We start from the raw sequence: 17,344 nt of genomic DNA, 5'->3' as shown, positions 1-17,344 counted from the left end.
AGCGTGAACGCGGGAAGCGTTTTCCATCGATGGAATGCGCTTCCGCGACACAGCGACGAAGCAGACAGGAGCACGGCGATGAAGCGACGGATCATGCGGATGGCCACGGCCACGGCAGGGATCGGGATCGCATCCCTCGCACTGGCGGGATGTTCGGGAGCGGCCGGCGGGTCGGGCGAGTACGACCCGGAGGAGGAGGTCGAGCTCACCTTCACCTGGTGGGGCAACGACGACCGCGCGCAGCGGTACCAGCAGCTCATCGACGCGTTCAACGAGGAGCACCCGAACATCACGGTCAACGGGTCGTTCAGCGACTTCCCCTCCTACTGGGAGAAGCGGCAGACCGAGGCGGCGGGCGGCGGCCTCCCGGACGTCTGGCAGTTCTCGGACACCTACCTGCGCCAGTACGCGCAGAACGGCCTCCTCGCCGACCTGAGCGAGTACGGGGACTACATCGACACGTCCGCCATCGACGAGGGCCTGCTGGGCACCGGCGAGCTCGACGGCACGCAGTACTCGCTGCCGCTCGGCTTCAGCACCTGGTCGGTCTTCCTCAACGACGACATCCTCGCGGAGTACGGCATCGAGCCGTATGCGGGCGGGACGAGCTTCGAGGACTACTCCGCGTGGATGGCAGAGGTCACCGAGGCGACGGATGGCGCGGTCTTCGGCGGCACCGACTACACGCAGCGCATCCAGAACTTCGAGAACGTGCTGCGCGCGCAGGGCGGCAACCTCTTCACGGAGGAGGGCGAACTCGGCTTCGACGAGGACGACCTGCGCGCGTTCTGGGAGCGCGGCGCCGCGGACCGCGACGGCGTCGTGGTTCCTCAACAGCGCCTCGAGGAGCTGAGCCCGGTCTCCGGGTTCGGCGGCAACGTGACCGCGAGCGAGGCCAGCTGGAGCAACTTCATCGCCGCATACCTCGGCGACTCGGGCGCGTCCAGCATCTCGATGGTGGCGCCGCCCACGGATGAGGAAGGCTCGGCGGACCTCTACCGTCAGGCCGGCCTGCAGATGGCCGTCTCCGAGTCCAGCGACCACCCCGAAGCCGCCGCCATCTTCCTCGACTTCGTCGTGAACAGCCCCGACGCGGGCGAGATCTTCGGCACGTCGCTGGGCTTCCCCGCGTCGGAGACGAAGCTCGAGGGGGCCACGCTCGAAGGACCGGACAAGCAGGTCGCCGACTTCATCGCGTCGGTCGAGGACCGCATCGGCGACGCCCCGCCCGCGCCCGTGGTGGGTTACGGATCGCTCGAGCAGAAGTTCTGGGACCTCGGCAAGGAGCTCGGCCTGGGCACCGTGAACGTCGACGACGCGGTCTCGCAGTTCTTCGCCGAGGCCGACGTCATCCTCGGCAGCTGATCGACGCGGCCCCGCGTCACAGAATGACAACGGCGCGGGGCCCGTTCACTTCCGCACTTGAGAAACGTTTTTTCGCACGCTAGGGTCGTGGGCAAGCGTTTTCCCCTGACGCTCGCCCATCTGGGCTCGAACGACGTCGTTCTGAGAGGACATCGATGTTCCGCACCAAGAGGATGGCCGCCGCGGCGGCCCTGGTCACGATCGGCGGGCTCACGCTCGCCGGCTGCTCGGGCTCCCAGGAGGAGGCCGCGGAGACGCTCGACCCGAACGAGGAGGTGACGCTCACGTTCGCCTTCTGGGGCAACGACGTGCGCGCCGACCTCTACGACAAGGCCTTCGCCGCCTTCAACGAGGAATACCCCAACATCACCATCCAGAGCTCGTTCCTCGACTTCCCCGCCTTCTGGGAGAAGCGCCAGACCGAGGCGGCCGGCGGCGGACTCCCCGACGTCATGCAGTTCGACTACTCGTACCTGCGCCAGTACTCGGAGAACGGTCTGCTCCTCGACCTCAAGCCCTTCCTGGGCGGACTCATCGACGACGAGCCGCTCTCCGACGACATCCTCGCCATCGGCGAGGTCGCCGACGGCACGTACGGCATCCCCACGTCGACGAACGCGTGGGGTCTCTACACCAACCCCGTGCTGCTCGAGAAGGCGGGCGTCGAGGACTTCGCCGGCGGCAGCTGGGACGACTACAACGCCTGGATGGGCGACATCTCGGAGGGCGCCGCGGCGGCCGGCGAGGAGTTCTTCGGCGGCACGGACTGGACCGGACGCATCCAGAACTTCGAGATCCAGCAGCGCGCGAATGGCGAGGACCTCTTCACGGAGGAGGGCGAGCCGAACTTCACCGAGGACGACCTGCGCGCGTTCTGGGAGCAGGGCGCCGAGCTGCGGGACTCGGACGCCATCATCCGCGCCCAGCAGCTCGAAGAGGTCTATCCCCTGTCCGGCTTCGACTCCGCTCTCACCGCGAGCGAGCTGACGTGGGACAACTTCGGCGCCGGGTACCTCGGCAACCTCGGCGAGGGCTACCCGGAGCTGGGGCTCGCCGCTCCCCCCGTCACCGTCGAGGGCGCGCAGGATCTGTATCTCAAGCCCTCCATGCTGCACTCGATCGCCGCGTCGACCGATCACCCGGAGGCGGCGGCCACACTCGTGGACTTCCTCGTGAACTCCCCCGAGTCGGGAGAGATCTTCGGCACCAACCGAGGCCTTCCCGCATCGACCACCGCCCTGGAGGCGGCGGACCTCGATGCACTCAGCCAGCAGATCGCGGACTACGAGGAGTCGATCTCCGACCGCCTCGGCGACGCTCCGCCGGTGCCGATCGTCGGCTACGGCACGCTGGAGGAGAAGTTCCGTCAGCTCGGTCAGGAGCTCGGCTACGGGACGGTGACGGTGGATGAGGCCGTGGATCAGTTCTTCTCGGAGATGGACGTCGTCCTCAATCAGTGATTCGCGGGTGGCCCGGGCCGCCGGTTCGGGCCACCGCTTCTCTTACTTGTTTTTCTCGATCGGGAGATCATGACCACGACTTTGACGAAAGCGGTCGTCACGTCCGACAAGGACGGGAAGCGCTCGCGGGCGACGGTGCCGCCGCTGCGGCCGGGGCTGCGGAAGAAGGGCTGGCGGGAGTCGCTGGCGGGGTATGCGTTCCTCGCGCCGTGGCTGGTGGGGTTCTTCGGGCTCACGGTGGGCCCGATGGCGTACTCGCTGTACCTGTCGTTCACCTCGTACAACCTGTTCTCCGACCCGAAGTGGGTGGGGCTGGGCAACTACGTGCGGATGTTCACCGACGACCCGCAGTTCATCCAGTCCGCACAGATCACCCTCGTGTACGTCATCGTGGGCACCCCGATCAAGCTCGCCGCCGCGTTGGCGGTGGCGATGCTGCTGAACTACCGCGACAAGGGCGCGGCGTTCTTCCGATCGGCGTTCTACGCCCCGTCGCTGATCGGCGCGTCGGTGTCGGTCGCGATCGTGTGGCGGGCGATGTTCAACACGAACGGGCCCGTCGACTCCGGCCTGTCGGTGCTGGGGATCAACGTCGGCGGGTGGGTCGGGAACGTCGACCTCGTCGTGCCGATGATGATCCTGCTGGCGGTGTGGCAGTTCGGCGGGACGATGGTCATCTTCCTCGCCGGGCTGAAGCAGGTCCCCAAGGAGCTGTACGAGGCCGCGGAGATGGACGGCGCCGGAGCGATCCGCCGCTTCAAGGCCGTCACCGTGCCGATGCTGTCGCCGGTGATCTTCTTCAACCTGCTGCTGGAGCTCATCGGAGCGTTCCAGGTGTTCGCGTCCGCGTACATCATCTCCAACGGCTCCGGAGGGCCGGCGGGGATGACGAACTTCATCACCCTGTACCTCTACAAGCGCGGCTTCGCGGACGGCCAGTTCGGATACGCCGCCGCGATCGCGTGGATCATCCTCATCGTCGTCGGTGTCCTCGCGTTCGTGCTGTTCCGCACCCAGAAGTCCTGGGTCCACTACGCCGGAGAAGACCGATGACCGCCACCGCCCTCGTCACCACCGGGAACCCCGCCCCCAAGCGGCGCATGAAGCGCCGCACCGGGCAGACGATCATCTGGATGATCGGGCTGACCCTGCTCACCATCGTGGTGATCTACCCGCTGCTGTGGCTGTTCGCCTCCACGTTCAAGCCCAACAGCGAGTTCGGCTCCAACCAGGGCCTCATCCCCAACGCCCCCACCCTGGACAACTACGTCAAGGTCGCCGAGGGCATCGCGGGCATCTCGATGTGGACGTTCTTCTCCAACTCCCTCATCCTCGCCGTGTCCGCCGTCATCGGCACCGTGCTGTCCTCCGCCCTCGCCGCGTACGCGTTCGCCCGGGTGAAGTTCAAGGGCCTCGGGATCCTGTTCACCGCGATGATCGGCACCCTGCTGCTGCCGTTCCACGTCGTGATCATCCCCCAGTACATCTGGTTCCAGAAGCTCGGGTTCGTGGACACCTTCGTGCCCCTGATCCTCCCGAAATTCCTCGCCACCGAGGCGTTCTTCGTGTTCCTCATCGTGCAGTTCATCCGCCAGATCCCCCGCGACATGGACGAAGCCGCCCGCATCGACGGCGCCGGCCACGCCCGCATCTTCTGGTCGATCATCCTGCCCCTGGTCAAGCCCGCCCTCATCACCTCCGCGATCTTCACCTTCATCTGGACCTGGAACGACTTCATGGGCCCGCTGCTCTACCTCAACAGCCCCGAGAACTACCCCCTCCCCATCGCCCTGCGCCTCTACAACGACCAGACCTCCGCCAGCGACTACGGCGCCACCGTCACCGCCAGCTTCGTCGCCCTCATCCCCGTCCTGCTCTTCTTCATCGTCTTCCAACGCTTCCTCATCGGCGGCGTCGCCACCCAGGGCCTCAAGGGCTGACGATGACCAGACGCGAGCGAGACGCGCGACGGGCGGCGGCGTCCGGCGCGGGTCCGACCCGAGAGCCGCCGGGTCGCAACCCCGGCGCCTCCGGCGCGTTCGCCCTCTTCGGCGAGGTGCTGCTCACCGGCGTGCTCGTCACGGGGGCGGGCATCCTCGTCGTCACCCTGCCCGCCGCTCTCGCGGCGGGGTCCCGGCACCTGCGGCGGTACGTGGCAGCGGAGGACTCGTCGCTGCGAGCGTTCTGGAACGACTTCCGACGCGCGCTCCTCCCCTCCGGGATCCTCGTGGGCCTCGTCTCCGCCGTCATCGCGGCGGTGCTCGCCGCCGACATCCTGCTCGCGACCACGAGCGCACTGCCCGGCGGCGAGGTGATCGGCGTCGTGGGCGCCGTCCTCGCAGCGGTCGTCGCCGGCGCCCTCCTCGCGGCGGCCGGCGCCTGGCGACCCGAGACCGGGTGGCTCGCGGCCATCCGCTCACTCCCCGGAAGCGCGGCTCGCGACATCCCGGGGGCGCTCTACCTCGTCGTCGCCGCCTGCTTCGTGGCGCTGGCGACGTGGATGCTCATCCCCCTCATCGTGCCCGCGCTCGGCTGCGCGGCACTCGCCGTCGTCGCGGTGCCCGAGCGTCCGCGCCGCACCCACTGACCATCCGACACACGAGAAGAACGAGGCCCATGCTCTACGGCGCCGACTACAACCCCGACCAGTGGCCTGAGGACGTGTGGGACGACGACGTCGCCCGCATGCAGGAGGCCGGCGTGACCACGGTGAGCCTCGGCATCTTCTCGTGGTCGCGCATCCAGCCGGAGCCCGACGTGTGGGACTTCTCCTGGCTGGACACGATCATCGGCAAGCTGCACGCCGGCGGGATCGGCGTGAACCTCGCCACCGCCACGGCGTCGCCGCCGCCGTGGGCGACGGTCGCGCACCCCGACATCCTCGCCGCCGATGAGAACGGCGCACCATACTGGCACGGGTCGCGTCAGCACCACTCCCCCTCGTCGCCGACCTACCGGGCGCTCGCAGCCGAGCTCGTGCGGCGGCTCGCCGAGCGATACGCGCATCACCCGGCGGTGGTCATGTGGCACGTCGGCAACGAGTCGGGATGCCACCTGCCGGTCGAGTACTCCGACGCCGCCCGCGACGCGTTCCGCCGGTGGCTCCGGAACCGATACCAGACCATCCCGGCGCTCAACGAGGCGTGGGGCACGGCGTTCTGGTCGCAGCGCTACGGCTCCTGGGAGGAGGTCTTCCCGCCGCGGAAGGCGCCGTACAGCCGCAACCCCTCCCAGGTGCTGGACTATCACCGCTTCATGTCGGACATGTGGCTGGAGTGCTACATCGCCGAGCGGGACATCATCCGCGCGGCCGGTGGCACGCAGCCCATCTCGACGAACATGATGGGCCCCTTCAAGCCGGCCGACTACACGACGTGGGCGCCGCACATCGACGTCATCACTGACGACTGCTACCCCGATCCCCTGGACCCGCAGCGCGTGCGCAACACCGCCTTCCAGCGCGACCTCGTCCGCTCGCTCAAGCGCGGCCATCCGTGGCTGCTCATGGAGCAGGCGACCGACGCCGTCAACTGGCGTCCCGCCAACCCCTCCAAGCGCGACGGACAGCTGAGCGCGGAGACCGCGCAGTCGATCGGGCGCGGCGCGGACGGCATCCTCTTCTTCCAGTGGCGGCAGTCACGGGCCGGCAGCGAGAAGTTCCACTCGGCGATGCTCCCCCACGCCGGCACGCGCACGCGCACCTGGCGCGAGGTCACCGCGCTCGGGGCGAGTCTCGCGGAGCTGCCCGAGCTGCCGACGCCCGGCGACGACGCGCAGGTGGCGCTCGTGTTCGACTGGGAGAACTGGTGGGCGCTCGAAGCGGCCGACCACCCGAACCGCGTGGACTACCTCGCCCTGATGCGGGAATGGTACGGAGCGCTGCACCGGCGCGGGATCATGGTCGACATCGTCAAGCCCGAGCACGTCGACGGCCGATACCGACTGGCCGTCGCGCCGTTCCTCTACCTGCTGCGCGACGAGGGCGCGGCCGCGCTGGAGCGGTTCGCCGCGCAGGGCGGCACGCTGCTGGCCGGCCCGTTCAGTGACATCGTGGATGGCAACGACCGCTTCCGCGCGGACGGCTTCCTCACGCAGCTGGGTCGCGTGCTCGGAGTGGCGCTCGAGGACTTCCGCGCGCTCGTGCCGCCCGCGCTCGACCAGGTGGCCGAGCGCGCGGGCGAGGAAGGCGCGACCGGGGGCGGCGCCGACACGCGCATCGAGGCCGACCTGCGCGAGGCGCGCTTCGCCCTCGACGGCGCCGACGCGGTGGGGACCTACTTCGCCGAGGCCCTGTTCGCCGACGACGCGGAGATCGTGGCGGCCTTCACGACCGGGCCCTCGCGCGGACGTCCCGCGCTCACGCGCCGCGCGCACGGCGCGGGGTCCGCCTGGTACCTCGCCACGATGCCCGACGCGCCGGCGCTCGACCGCGTGGTGGCTCGCCTCGTCGAGGACGCGCGGGTGTCGCCCGTGATCCCCTCGCCGCTCCCCGAGAACGTGGAGGTCGCCCGCCGCGGCGACCTCGTGACGCTCATCAACCACGGAACGACGCCGGTGACGGTCGAGGTCGACGGCCGGCGCCTCGAGGACGACGAGGCGGTGGGCAGCGTGGCGCTCGAGCCGCAGGAATCGGCATTCCTGATCGTGCCCGCGCGGGTGCCCGTCCCGGCCTGAACCCGCGCGCTTGCACGCCGCGACGGCGTGTGTCACACTCGAACCACCTTTGGAAAGCGTTTACCCGCTCGGCACCGTCCGACGATAGAGCAAGGAAGCATCGTGAGCAACGCGACCCCCGCCATCCGCGAGATCGGCATCATCATGAACGGCGTCTCCGGACGCATGGGCTACCGGCAGCACCTGGTGCGGTCGATCCTCGCCATCCGCGATGCGGGAGGCGTCGAGCTGCCTGACGGCTCCAAGGTCACCGTGCGCCCGCTCCTCGTCGGACGCAGCGAGGCGAAGCTCGCCGAGATCGCGGCAGAGCACGGCATCGCCGACTACACCACCGACCTCGACGCCGCGCTCGCCGACCCGCAGTGGGAGATCTACGCGGACTTCCTCGTGACGAAGGCGCGCGCCACGGCGCTTCGCAAGGCGATCGCGGCCGGCAAGGCCATCTACACCGAGAAGCCCACGGCCGAGTCGGTCGAGGAGGCCCTCGAGCTCGCGCGTCTCGCGCAGGAGGCCGGCGTCAAGACCGGCGTCGTGCACGACAAGCTCTACCTGCCCGGCCTGCAGAAGCTCAAGCGCCTCATCGACTCCGGCTTCTTCGGCCGCGTCCTCTCCGTGCGCGGCGAGTTCGGCTACTGGGTGTTCGAGGGCGACTGGCAGCCCGCGCAGCGCCCGAGCTGGAACTACCGCGCGGAGGACGGCGGCGGCATCATCGTCGACATGTTCCCGCACTGGAACTACGTACTGGAGAACCTCTTCGGCGAGGTCAAGAGCGTGTACTCCCAGGCGTCCATCCACATCGCCGACCGCTGGGATGAGAAGGGCGAGCGCTACGACGCGACCGCCGAGGACGCGGCGTACGGCATCTTCGAGCTCGAGGGCGACATCGTCGCGCAGATCAACTCCAGCTGGACCACGCGCGTGAACCGCGACGAGCTCGTCGAGTTCCACGTGGACGGCACGCACGGCTCGGCCGTGGTCGGTCTGTTCGGCGCGAAGATCCAGCCGCGCAACGCGACCCCGAAGCCGGTCTGGAACCCCGACCTCGAGGACACGCACGACTACGACGAGGACTGGCAGCAGGTCCCCACGAACGACGTGTTCCTCAACGGCTTCCGTCAGCAGTGGGAGGAGTACCTCACCTCCTACGTGCTGGGCACCGACTACCCGTTCGACCTTCTCGCCGGCGCACGCGGCGTGCAGCTCGCCGAGGCCGGTCTCGAGTCGAGCCGCACCGGTGCGAAGGTCGTCCTCCCCGAGCTCAAGCTGGCGTGAGCGCGATGACCGAGCACTTCACCCTGGTCGGCCACGGCGGCCGACTCGGCCGCGTCGACCTCAACGCCGCGGGCGGATACGCGAAGCCCGCGGGGACGCTGCGCAGCCGCGTCGCGTACGCGGCCGCGCACGTCGTCCCCGTCGCCTGGGGCGACAACACCCCGGGGCAGCCCGCGCAGATCGACTGGGATGCCACCCTCGGCTTCCGTCGCGCGGTCTACTCGTGGGGTCTCGGCGTCGCCGACGCCATGGACACCGCCCAGCGCAACATGGGCCTCGACGCCGCCGCGGTGCGCGAGCTCATCTCGCGCAGCGCCGAGGTCGCCCGCGAGGAGGGCGGCTCGGTCGTCGTCGGCGTCAACACCGACCACATCGACGAGCACTCCATCTCGCTGGACGCCGTGATCGACGCGTACAAGGAGCAGCTGCACTTCACCGAGGAGCAGGGTGCAGGTCCCGTGCTCATGGCGTCGCGCCATCTCGCGCGCATCGCGACCAGCGCGACGGACTACCTGCGCGTGTACGGCGCGGTCCTGCAGTCGGCGACCAGCCCGGTCGTCCTGCACTGGCTCGGCACCGCCTTCGACCCCGAGCTCGCCGGGTACTTCGGCGGCGCCGACTGGGAGACCGCGTCGCAGACGCTCGTCCGGATCATCGAGGAGAACCCGGGCAAGGTCTCGGGCGTCAAGATGAGCCTGCTGAACGCCGAGTCGGAGGTCGCCGTCCGCGAGCGCCTGCCCGAGGGCGTGCGCATGTACACCGGCGACGACTTCAACTACGTGGGGCTCATCGGCGGGGCGGATGTCCCGGCGGCGACCCAGCCGAAGGCCGGTCCCGCAGCGACCCGCACGCACTCCGACGCGCTGCTCGGCGCCTTCGCCGCCATCACCCCGGTGGCCTCCGCGGCCATCCAGGCGCTCGACGCCGGCGACCCGGACGAGTACCTGCGCATCCTCGGCCCCACCGAGGAGCTCAGCCGCCAGGTGTTCGCGGCGCCGACGTTCTACTACAAGACGGGCGTGGCGTTCCTCGCCTGGCTGAACGGACACCAGCCGGCCTTCCAGATGGTGGGCGGCCTGCACTCGGCTCGCAGCATCCCCCACCTGTCGCGCATCGTGGAGCTCGCGAACGCGGCGAACGCCCTCGAGGATCCGTCGCTCGCGGCCGCACGCTGGAGCGACTACTTGCGTCTGAACGGAGTGGACGCATGAGCGCGCACCCCCGCCTGTCGATCAATCAGGCCACGATCAAGCACACCACCGTCGCGCAGGCCGTGCAGGTCGTGACGGGTGCCGGCATCGAGGCCATCGGGCTGTGGCGCGAGCAGGTGCAGGAGGCCGGACTGCAGGAGTCGGCGAAGATCATCGCCGACTCCGGGCTCCGCTACTCCACCCACTGCCGCGGCGGCTGGTTCACGGTGCCGGAGGGCCCGGCACGTCGCGCCGCCATCGACGACAACCGACGCGCGATCGAGGAGACCGCGACGCTGGCGGCGGCCGGCGCCGAAGGCTCCCGCGCTGTGCTCGTGCTCGTCGTGGGCGGCCTCCCCGAGGGCTCCCGCGACCTTTTCGGCGCTCGGCAGCGGGTGAGCGACGCCGTCGCGGAGCTCGCGCCCGATGCGCAGGCCGCCGGCGTCACGCTCGCCCTCGAGCCGCTGCACCCGATGTACGCCTCGGATCGCTCGGTGCTGTCGACCCTGCCGCAGGCGCTCGACATCGCGGCGGACTTCGACCCGGCCGTGGTCGGCGTCACGGTGGACACCTTCCACCTGTGGTGGGATCCGGAGGTGCTCGAGCACATCGCGCGAGCCGGCCGCGAGAACCGCATCGCGACGTACCAGGTGTGCGACTGGAAGACGCCGCTCGAAGCGGACAACCTGCTGTCACGCCACTATCCGGGTGACGGCATGATCGACTTCGGCCCGATGACCCGCGCGGTCGTCGAGGCCGGATACGACGGCGACATCGAGGTCGAGCTGCTCAACCAGTCGATCTGGGACACGCCCCCTGCCGAAGCCGTGCGCCGGACGGTGCGCGGCTTCGAATGCGCGGTCGCGCCCTACCTCGCCTGACCGCCACCGGGCGGAGCGGCCGTCGCACCCGACGGCCGCCTCGCCCGCCCCTCCACTCCTCTCGGGATAGGCTCAGCGGATGACCGACACCACGGTGCGCACCGGCGCGGCACCGACGCTCCACGACGTCGCCCGCGAGGCGGGCGTCTCGCTCGCGACGGCCTCGCGCGTCCTCAACGGCTCCAACCGCAAGGTGGCCGAGGCGTACCGCGAGCGCGTGCAGGCGGCGGCCGATCGGCTCGGCTACACCGCGAACATCTCCGCGCAGGCGATCGCCCGCGGCACCTCGGCGACCGTCGCCCTTCTCGTGGCCGACATCGCCGACCCCTACTTCGGGCAGATCGCCTCCGGCGTCGCCCATGCCGCCGACGAGGCCGGCCTGATCGTCACGATCGCGATGACCGAGCGCGACCCCGCCCGCGAAGTGGCGCTCGTGCGCACCCTGCGCGGTCAGCGCCCGCGCGGCATCGTCCTCGCCGCCTCGCGTGACACCGCGAGCGACACCGACGCGCTCTCTGCCGAGATCGCCGCCGTGCAGTCCGTCGGCGGCCGCATCGTCACCCTCGGCGCCGCCCTCCCCGGCACCCGCGTCGTCGCCTATGAGAACGAGGCCGGCGCCCGCGCGCTCGCCGGCCGGCTCGCCGCGCTCGGATACCGCGAGGCCGTCGTGCTCGCGGGCCCCGAGGGTCTGCGCACCTCCGACGACCGCCTCGCGGGCTTCACGCAGGGCTTCGCGGATGGCGGGGGCGAGGTCACGCAGGTCGTCCGCGGGTCGATCTCGCGCGATGCGGGCTATGAGGCGATGTCCGAGCTCCTGAGCGCGGGGCTCGCGCCCGGGACACTCGTCTTCGGGATCAGCGACGTCGTCGCGATCGGCGCGATCTCGGCCATCCGCGATGCCGGGCGCGAGCCGGGTGCCGACCTCGCCGTCGCGGGCTTCGACGACATCGTCACCGGACGCGACGTGACGCCGGGCCTCACGACCGTGCACCTGCCCCTCGAGGAGCTCGGGGCGCAGGCTCTGCGGGCGGCCGTCGACCCGGACTGGACGCCGCCCGAGCCCGTCTCCCTCGAGGTCCTCCTGCGCGACAGCACCCCGCCGCGCGCCTGAGCCGGTCCGTCGGCGCGCGTTCGGGAGGAGAAGTGCGTTCGGGAGGAGGATCCTCCGAGGATCCGTCCTTCCGAGTGCACATCTCCTCCCGACGGCGGGGCTGACTAGGCGGTCGCGCGGGGCACGAGCTGCGGCTCGAAGCGCACGTGCTCCCCCGGTTCGCGCGCCAGCAGCTCCACGGCCGTCGCCCCGAGCTGCTCGGCCGGCTGACGCACCGAGGTGAGCGGGACGACGGTCGACGCGGCGAAGTCGATGTCGTCGTATCCGACGATCGCCATCTCGTCGGGCACGCGCACGCCGCCGGTCATCGTCAGCGCCTGGAGCAGGCCGACCGCCACGAGATCGTTCGCCGCGAAGATCCCGTCCGGCCGGTCCGCCGTGTCGCGGCGCAGCAGCGCCTCGCCGGCGGCACGCCCGTGGTCCACCGTGAGGTCCTCGAGATCCACCCGCTCCAGCTGGGCGCCGGCGCGATCGGAGACCGCGCGACGGGCGCCCTCGTACCGGTCGCGCACCTGACGGAGATCCCGCGGACCGCCGACGAAGGCGATGCGCCGGCAGCCGCGCTCGAGCAGGCGCTCCACGGCCATCCGACCGCCCTTCCGGTCGTCCACGGAGACCGTCGAGAGGCCATCCGAATCGCCCTCGTGGTCCACGAGGACGACGGGGACGCCGCGCTCCGCGAGCCGCTCGAAGTGCTCGAGCTCCGCGGTGAGCGGGGTGGCGATCACGCCGCTCGCCCGCTGCTCGGCGAAGAGATCGACGAGCCGGCGCTCGCGGCCGCTGTCGCGGGCGCTGTCGGAGAGGAGCACCGAGAGTCCGGCCTCCTCTGCGCGGGCATCCGCGCCCCGGGCGACGTCGGCGTAGAACGGGTTGCGCATGTCGAGCACGATGAGCCCGATGCTGCGACTGCGGCCCGCGCGAAGCTGGCGGGCGGCGTCGTTGCGCACGTACCCGAGATCCGCGATGGCCGCGCGAACGCGCTCGACCGTCTCGGGCGCCACCCGCTCGGGGTGGTTGAGCGCGTTGGAGACCGTGCCGGCCGACACCCCGGCGCGCGCCGCGACGTCCTTGACGCTGACGGTCATCCGCACCTCCTGCCCCATCGTATCGAGCGACTCCCGACATGCCCGCCGCCGCGGTTGACCTCTTCCCCGACCATGTCTACCATGGTCACAACGATGCGTTAAATCGTTTTAAGCGAAAGGCACTGTCGATGACGACCCCCACCACCTCCGTCCTGAGCGACGAGATCCTCGGGCAGCTCGAGAAGCAGGCGATCGAGCTCCCCTCCTGGGCGTTCGGCAACTCCGGCACCCGCTTCAAGGTCTTCGCGACGCCGGGCACCCCGCGCGATCCGTTCGAGAAGATCTCCGACGCCGCACAGGTTAACAAGCTCACCGCGCTCGCACCGTCGGTCGCGCTCCACATCCCGTGGGACCTCGTCGACAGCTTCGACGACCTCCGCAAGCACGCCGAGGACAACGGCGTGGAGCTCGGCACCATCAACTCCAACACGTTCCAGGACGACGACTACAAGTTCGGCGCCCTCACGCACGAGGACGCGGCCATCCGCCAGAAGGCGATCGACCACCACCTCGCGTGCATCGACGTCATGGACGCCACCGGCTCGCGCGACCTCAAGATCTGGCTCGCCGAGGGCTCGAACTACCCGGGCCAGGCCGACATGCGCGGCCGTCAGGACCGGCTGAACGAGTCGCTGCAGAAGATCTACGACCGCCTCTCGGGCGAGCAGCGCCTCGTGCTCGAGTACAAGTTCTTCGAGCCGGCGTTCTACCACACCGACGTTCCGGACTGGGGCACCTCCTACGCCCAGGTGGCGACGCTCGGCGAGCGCGCGATGGTCTGCCTCGACACGGGTCACCACGCTCCCGGCACCAACATCGAGTTCATCGTCATGCAGCTGCTGCGCCTCGGCAAGCTCGGCTCGTTCGACTTCAACTCGCGCTTCTACGCCGACGACGACCTCATCGTGGGCGCGGCGGACCCGTTCCAGCTCTTCCGCATCGTGTTCGAGGTCATCCGCGGCGGCGGCTACGCCAACCCCGACGTGGCCTTCATGCTCGACCAGTGCCACAACGTCGAGAACAAGATCCTCGGCCAGATCCGCTCGGTGCTCAACGTGCAGGAGATGACGGCCCGCGCGCTGCTCGTCGACCAGGAGGCGCTGCGCGCCGCTCAGGTGTCGGGCGACGTGCTCGGGGCGAACGCCGTGTTCATGGACGCGTTCTACACGGACGTCCGTCCGGCCCTCGCCGAGTGGCGCGAGTCGCGCGGCCTCCCGGCCGACCCGATGGCCGCCTACCTCGCCTCCGGCTACCAGGAGAAGATCGAGGCCGAGCGCGTGGGCGGCGTCCAGGCTGGCTGGGGCGCGTGACCGAACCCCGTGAGCGGACGCTCGACGGCCCCCACGGGCCGCTGTGCGTCCGCATCTACCCCGCGAGCACACCCTCCGGGGCGGCGCTCGTGTGGGCTCACGGCGGGGCGTTCGCCTTCGGCGACCTCGACATGCCCGAGGCCGACGGGGTGTCGCGCGCGTTCGCCGCGCGCGGCATCCCCGTCGTCTCGGTCGACTACGCGCTCGCTCCCGTGACGGCCGAGTTCGGCGGTCCGGACGAGGTGCGCGACGGCGCGCTCTACCCCGTGGCCTCGGAGGAGCTCGCGTTCGCGTTCGCGTGGACGCGGGAGCACGCCGAGGAGCTCGGCGCGGACGCCGCCCGGGTCGCGCTCGGCGGCACGAGCGCGGGCGGCAACATCGCGGCGGGCGCGATCCTGCGCCTGCTCGATGAGGGCGCGGCGCTTCCCGCGCTGTCGGTGCTGGCCTACCCGACGCTGCACGCGGTGCAGCCGACGACCCCCGACGAGCTGAAAGCCAGGCTCGCCGAGGCGGGCCTCGCCGATCAGTTCTCGGCCGAGCCGGTCCGCCGCATGTACGAGAACTATCTCGGCGGCCCGGTCGCAGATCCGGAGCGCGCCGCGGTGCCCGGCATCGCGACTGCGGACCAGCTGCGTGGCTATCCGCCCGCGATCATCGTCACGGGCGACCTCGACGAGCTCCGCGTCTCCGGCGAGGCGTTCGCCCGCACGCTGCGCGAGGCCGGCGTCGACGTGGAGCTCTCCTTCGAGCCGGACACGACGCACGGGCACCTCAATCGTCCCGATCTCGAGCCCGCCTTCAGCCGCACGATTGACGCCTTCACGGCGCGCATCGCGCGGCTCTGATCATCCCCATCCCATCCCCTGTGCAGTCCACGAGAGAGACACCATGACGAACCCCACCGTCGCTGACCTCATCGCCCGGTCGAACCGACTCGGCGCCGACCCCAAGAACACCAACTACGCCGGCGGCAACACGTCGGCGAAGGGCACCGAGACCGACCCGGTCACCGGCGAGCCCGTCGAGCTGCTGTGGGTGAAGGGCTCCGGCGGAGACCTCGGCACCCTCACCGAGAAGGGCCTCGCCGCCCTCCGCCTCGACCGCATGCGCGCCCTCGTGAACGTCTACCCCGGCGTCGAGCGCGAGGACGAGATGGTCGCCGCCTTCGACTACTGCCTGCACGGCAAGGGCGGCGCCGCGCCGTCGATCGACACCGCCATGCACGGCCTCGTCGACGCCGCGCACGTCGACCACCTCCACCCCGACAGCGGCATCGCCATCGCCACGGCGGCGGATGGCGAGGAGCTGACGAAGAAGATCTTCGGCGACAAGGTGGTCTGGGTTCCCTGGCGCCGTCCCGGCTTCCAGCTCGGCCTCGACATCGCCGAGATCAAGAAGGCGAACCCGCAGGCGATCGGCACGATCCTCGGCGGCCACGGCATCACAGCCTGGGGCGACACCAGCGAGGAGTCCGAGCGCAACTCGCTCTGGATCATCGAGACCGCGCAGAAGTACATCGACGACAACGGCAAGGCCGAGCCCTTCGGCGGCGTGCGCGCCGGCTTCGAGGCGCTGCCCGAGGACGAGCGTCGCGCCAAGGCGGCCGCCCTCGCCGCGACCATCCGCGGCCTCGCCTCGACCGACAAGCCCATGGTCGGTCACTTCACCGACGCCGCGGTCGTCACCGACTTCCTCGCCTCCGAGAAGGCCCCGGCGCTCGCCGATCTCGGCACGAGCTGCCCCGACCACTTCCTCCGCACCAAGGTCAAGCCGCTCATCCTCGACCTGCCGGCCTCGGCATCCGTCGAGGAGTCGATCGCGCGCCTCAAGGAGCTGCACGAGCAGTACCGCGCGGACTACACCGCCTACTACGAGGCGCACGCGACCGAGGCGAGCCCGGCCATCCGCGGCGCCGACCCGCTCATCGTCCTGATCCCGGGCGTGGGCATGTTCAGCTACGGCGCGAACAAGCAGACCGCGCGCGTGGCCGGCGAGTTCTACGTCAACGCCATCAACGTCATGCGCGGTGCCGAGGCGCTCTCGACCTACGACCCGATCTCCGACGCGGAGAAGTTCCGCATCGAGTACTGGGCGCTCGAGGAGGCCAAGCTCCAGCGCATGCCGAAGCCGAAGACCCACCAGGGGCGCATCGCGTTCGTGACGGGCGCCGCCTCCGGCATCGGCAAGGCCATCGCCACCCGCCTCGCGGCCGAGGGCGCCTGCGTCGTCGTCGCGGATCTCGACCTCGAGAAGGCGCAGGCGGCGGCCGCGGAGCTCGGCAGCTCCGACGTCGCCATCGGCGTCGCCGCGAACGTCGCCGACGCCGATGGCGTGCAGGCCGCGATCGACGCGACCCTCCTCGCCTTCGGCGGCATCGACCTCGTCGTGAACAACGCGGGCCTGTCGCTGTCGAAGCCGCTGCTGGAGACGACCGAGAAGGACTGGGACCTCCAGCACGACGTCATGGCGAAGGGCTCGTTCCTCGTCGCGAAGGCGGCGGCCAAGGCGCTCATCGAGCAGGGCATGGGCGGCGACGTCATCTACATCTCCTCGAAGAACTCCGTCTTCGCGGGCCCGAACAACATCGCCTACTCCGCAACGAAGGCCGACCAGGCGCACCAGGTGCGCCTGCTGGCCGTCGAGCTCGGCGAGCACGGCGTGCGCGTGAACGGCATCAACCCCGACGGCGTCGTGCGCGGCTCCGGCATCTTCGCCGCCGGCTGGGGTGCCAACCGCGCCGCCACCTACGGCGTGAAGGAAGAGGACCTCGGCCAGTTCTACGCCAACCGCACGATCCTCAAGCGCGAGGTCGTGCCCGAGAACGTCGCCGACGCGGTGTACGTCCTCACCGGCCCGGAGCTCAGCCGCACGACGGGCCTGCACATCCCCGTCGACTCGGGCGTCGCAGCCGCCTTCCTGCGCTGACCCCTCCCCGGATCCCCGATTCGCGCCGCGGCCGCACCCGCGGCGCGGGTCGGGGATCCTCCTCTGCCCTC

General features: G+C 70.4%; 14 protein-coding genes. 13 read left to right on the top strand and 1 reads right to left on the bottom strand.

Annotation, left to right across the window (positions count from 1 at the left end; translation table 11 throughout):
* The first annotated feature begins 78 nt into the window (after window positions 1-78).
* The 10 genes from D7D94_RS00805 (at window position 79) to D7D94_RS00760 (ending at window position 11,953) form a co-directional block, all read left to right on the top strand.
* Window positions 79-1,365, top strand: coding sequence for an ABC transporter substrate-binding protein (locus D7D94_RS00805; protein ID WP_246171827.1), 1,287 nt, complete (start codon window positions 79-81; stop codon window positions 1,363-1,365).
* Window positions 1,366-1,520: 155 nt separating this feature from the next.
* A complete protein-coding gene (locus D7D94_RS00800; protein WP_156240784.1) occupies window positions 1,521-2,825 on the top strand; it encodes an ABC transporter substrate-binding protein in 1,305 nt (434 codons plus the stop codon).
* Between the two features lie 69 nt (window positions 2,826-2,894).
* Window positions 2,895-3,878 carry a carbohydrate ABC transporter permease gene (locus tag D7D94_RS00795; RefSeq protein WP_156240783.1) on the top strand — a complete coding sequence of 328 codons (984 nt, stop codon included), beginning with the start codon at window positions 2,895-2,897 and terminating at the stop codon, window positions 3,876-3,878.
* Window positions 3,875-4,765, top strand: a complete 891-nt coding sequence (locus D7D94_RS00790) for a carbohydrate ABC transporter permease (RefSeq protein WP_156240782.1) — start codon at window positions 3,875-3,877, stop codon at window positions 4,763-4,765. The genes D7D94_RS00795 and D7D94_RS00790 overlap by 4 nt, the downstream gene beginning before the upstream one ends.
* Before the next feature lie 2 nt (window positions 4,766-4,767).
* The gene (locus D7D94_RS00785; RefSeq protein WP_156240781.1) at window positions 4,768-5,412 is read left to right on the top strand and encodes a YesL family protein; all 645 of its coding nucleotides are present in this window, start codon (window positions 4,768-4,770) and stop codon (window positions 5,410-5,412) included.
* Between the two features lie 29 nt (window positions 5,413-5,441).
* On the top strand, window positions 5,442-7,499 hold the full coding sequence (locus D7D94_RS00780) for a beta-galactosidase (protein ID WP_156240780.1): 2,058 nt from the start codon (window positions 5,442-5,444) through the stop codon (window positions 7,497-7,499).
* Window positions 7,500-7,643: 144 nt separating this feature from the next.
* The gene (locus tag D7D94_RS00775; RefSeq protein ID WP_173024348.1) at window positions 7,644-8,771 is read left to right on the top strand and encodes a Gfo/Idh/MocA family protein; all 1,128 of its coding nucleotides are present in this window, start codon (window positions 7,644-7,646) and stop codon (window positions 8,769-8,771) included.
* Between the two features lie 5 nt (window positions 8,772-8,776).
* Entirely contained in the window at window positions 8,777-9,982 is a 1,206-nt protein-coding gene (locus tag D7D94_RS00770; RefSeq protein WP_156240779.1) for a dihydrodipicolinate synthase family protein, read from the top strand.
* On the top strand, window positions 9,979-10,842 hold the full coding sequence (locus D7D94_RS00765) for a sugar phosphate isomerase/epimerase family protein (RefSeq protein WP_156240778.1): 864 nt from the start codon (window positions 9,979-9,981) through the stop codon (window positions 10,840-10,842). The genes D7D94_RS00770 and D7D94_RS00765 overlap by 4 nt, the downstream gene beginning before the upstream one ends.
* Window positions 10,843-10,921: 79 nt before the next feature.
* Window positions 10,922-11,953, top strand: a complete 1,032-nt coding sequence (locus D7D94_RS00760) for a LacI family DNA-binding transcriptional regulator (RefSeq protein ID WP_156240777.1) — start codon at window positions 10,922-10,924, stop codon at window positions 11,951-11,953.
* A 104-nt stretch (window positions 11,954-12,057) separates the two neighbouring features.
* Here the strand turns inward: D7D94_RS00760 and D7D94_RS00755 are convergent, their stop codons facing one another.
* On the bottom strand, window positions 12,058-13,038 hold the full coding sequence (locus tag D7D94_RS00755; protein WP_156240776.1) for a LacI family DNA-binding transcriptional regulator: 981 nt from the start codon (window positions 13,036-13,038) through the stop codon (window positions 12,058-12,060).
* Window positions 13,039-13,166: 128 nt separating this feature from the next.
* Here D7D94_RS00755 and rhaI point away from each other — a divergent pair, with 128 nt between their 5' ends.
* From rhaI to D7D94_RS00740, 3 genes are read left to right on the top strand one after another with little or no spacing between them, the layout of a single operon-like run.
* Window positions 13,167-14,348, top strand: a complete 1,182-nt coding sequence (rhaI, locus tag D7D94_RS00750) for an L-rhamnose isomerase (RefSeq protein WP_156240775.1) — start codon at window positions 13,167-13,169, stop codon at window positions 14,346-14,348.
* Window positions 14,345-15,193, top strand: coding sequence for an alpha/beta hydrolase fold domain-containing protein (locus D7D94_RS00745; RefSeq protein ID WP_246171826.1), 849 nt, complete (start codon window positions 14,345-14,347; stop codon window positions 15,191-15,193). The genes rhaI and D7D94_RS00745 overlap by 4 nt, the downstream gene beginning before the upstream one ends.
* A 43-nt stretch (window positions 15,194-15,236) precedes the next feature.
* A complete protein-coding gene (locus D7D94_RS00740) occupies window positions 15,237-17,273 on the top strand; it encodes a bifunctional aldolase/short-chain dehydrogenase (RefSeq protein WP_156240774.1) in 2,037 nt (678 codons plus the stop codon).
* Window positions 17,274-17,344 lie beyond the last annotated feature (71 nt).

The organism is Microbacterium oryzae, from assembly GCF_009735645.1.
In the GTDB taxonomy this organism is placed as follows: domain Bacteria; phylum Actinomycetota; class Actinomycetes; order Actinomycetales; family Microbacteriaceae; genus Microbacterium; species Microbacterium oryzae.
The sequence above is the reverse complement of the archived record's forward strand: the minus strand, read 5'-3'. Positions and strand labels throughout refer to the sequence as shown.

Excerpts from the sequence above, each read along its gene's own strand:
- D7D94_RS00755 (WP_156240776.1), bottom strand. The coding sequence starts at position 13,038 with ATGACCGTCAGCGTCAAGGACGTCGCGGCGCGCGCCGGGGTGTCGGCC.
- D7D94_RS00765 (WP_156240778.1), top strand. The coding sequence starts at position 9,979 with ATGAGCGCGCACCCCCGCCTGTCGATCAATCAGGCCACGATCAAGCAC.
- D7D94_RS00800 (WP_156240784.1), top strand. The coding sequence starts at position 1,521 with ATGTTCCGCACCAAGAGGATGGCCGCCGCGGCGGCCCTGGTCACGATC.
- D7D94_RS00775 (WP_173024348.1), top strand. The coding sequence starts at position 7,644 with ATGAACGGCGTCTCCGGACGCATGGGCTACCGGCAGCACCTGGTGCGG.
- D7D94_RS00790 (WP_156240782.1), top strand. The coding sequence starts at position 3,875 with ATGACCGCCACCGCCCTCGTCACCACCGGGAACCCCGCCCCCAAGCGG.
- rhaI (WP_156240775.1), top strand. The coding sequence starts at position 13,167 with ATGACGACCCCCACCACCTCCGTCCTGAGCGACGAGATCCTCGGGCAG.
- D7D94_RS00785 (WP_156240781.1), top strand. The coding sequence starts at position 4,768 with ATGACCAGACGCGAGCGAGACGCGCGACGGGCGGCGGCGTCCGGCGCG.
- D7D94_RS00760 (WP_156240777.1), top strand. The coding sequence starts at position 10,922 with ATGACCGACACCACGGTGCGCACCGGCGCGGCACCGACGCTCCACGAC.
- D7D94_RS00770 (WP_156240779.1), top strand. The coding sequence starts at position 8,777 with ATGACCGAGCACTTCACCCTGGTCGGCCACGGCGGCCGACTCGGCCGC.
- D7D94_RS00780 (WP_156240780.1), top strand. The coding sequence starts at position 5,442 with ATGCTCTACGGCGCCGACTACAACCCCGACCAGTGGCCTGAGGACGTG.
- D7D94_RS00795 (WP_156240783.1), top strand. The coding sequence starts at position 2,895 with ATGACCACGACTTTGACGAAAGCGGTCGTCACGTCCGACAAGGACGGG.
- D7D94_RS00805 (WP_246171827.1), top strand. The coding sequence starts at position 79 with ATGAAGCGACGGATCATGCGGATGGCCACGGCCACGGCAGGGATCGGG.
- D7D94_RS00740 (WP_156240774.1), top strand. The coding sequence starts at position 15,237 with ATGACGAACCCCACCGTCGCTGACCTCATCGCCCGGTCGAACCGACTC.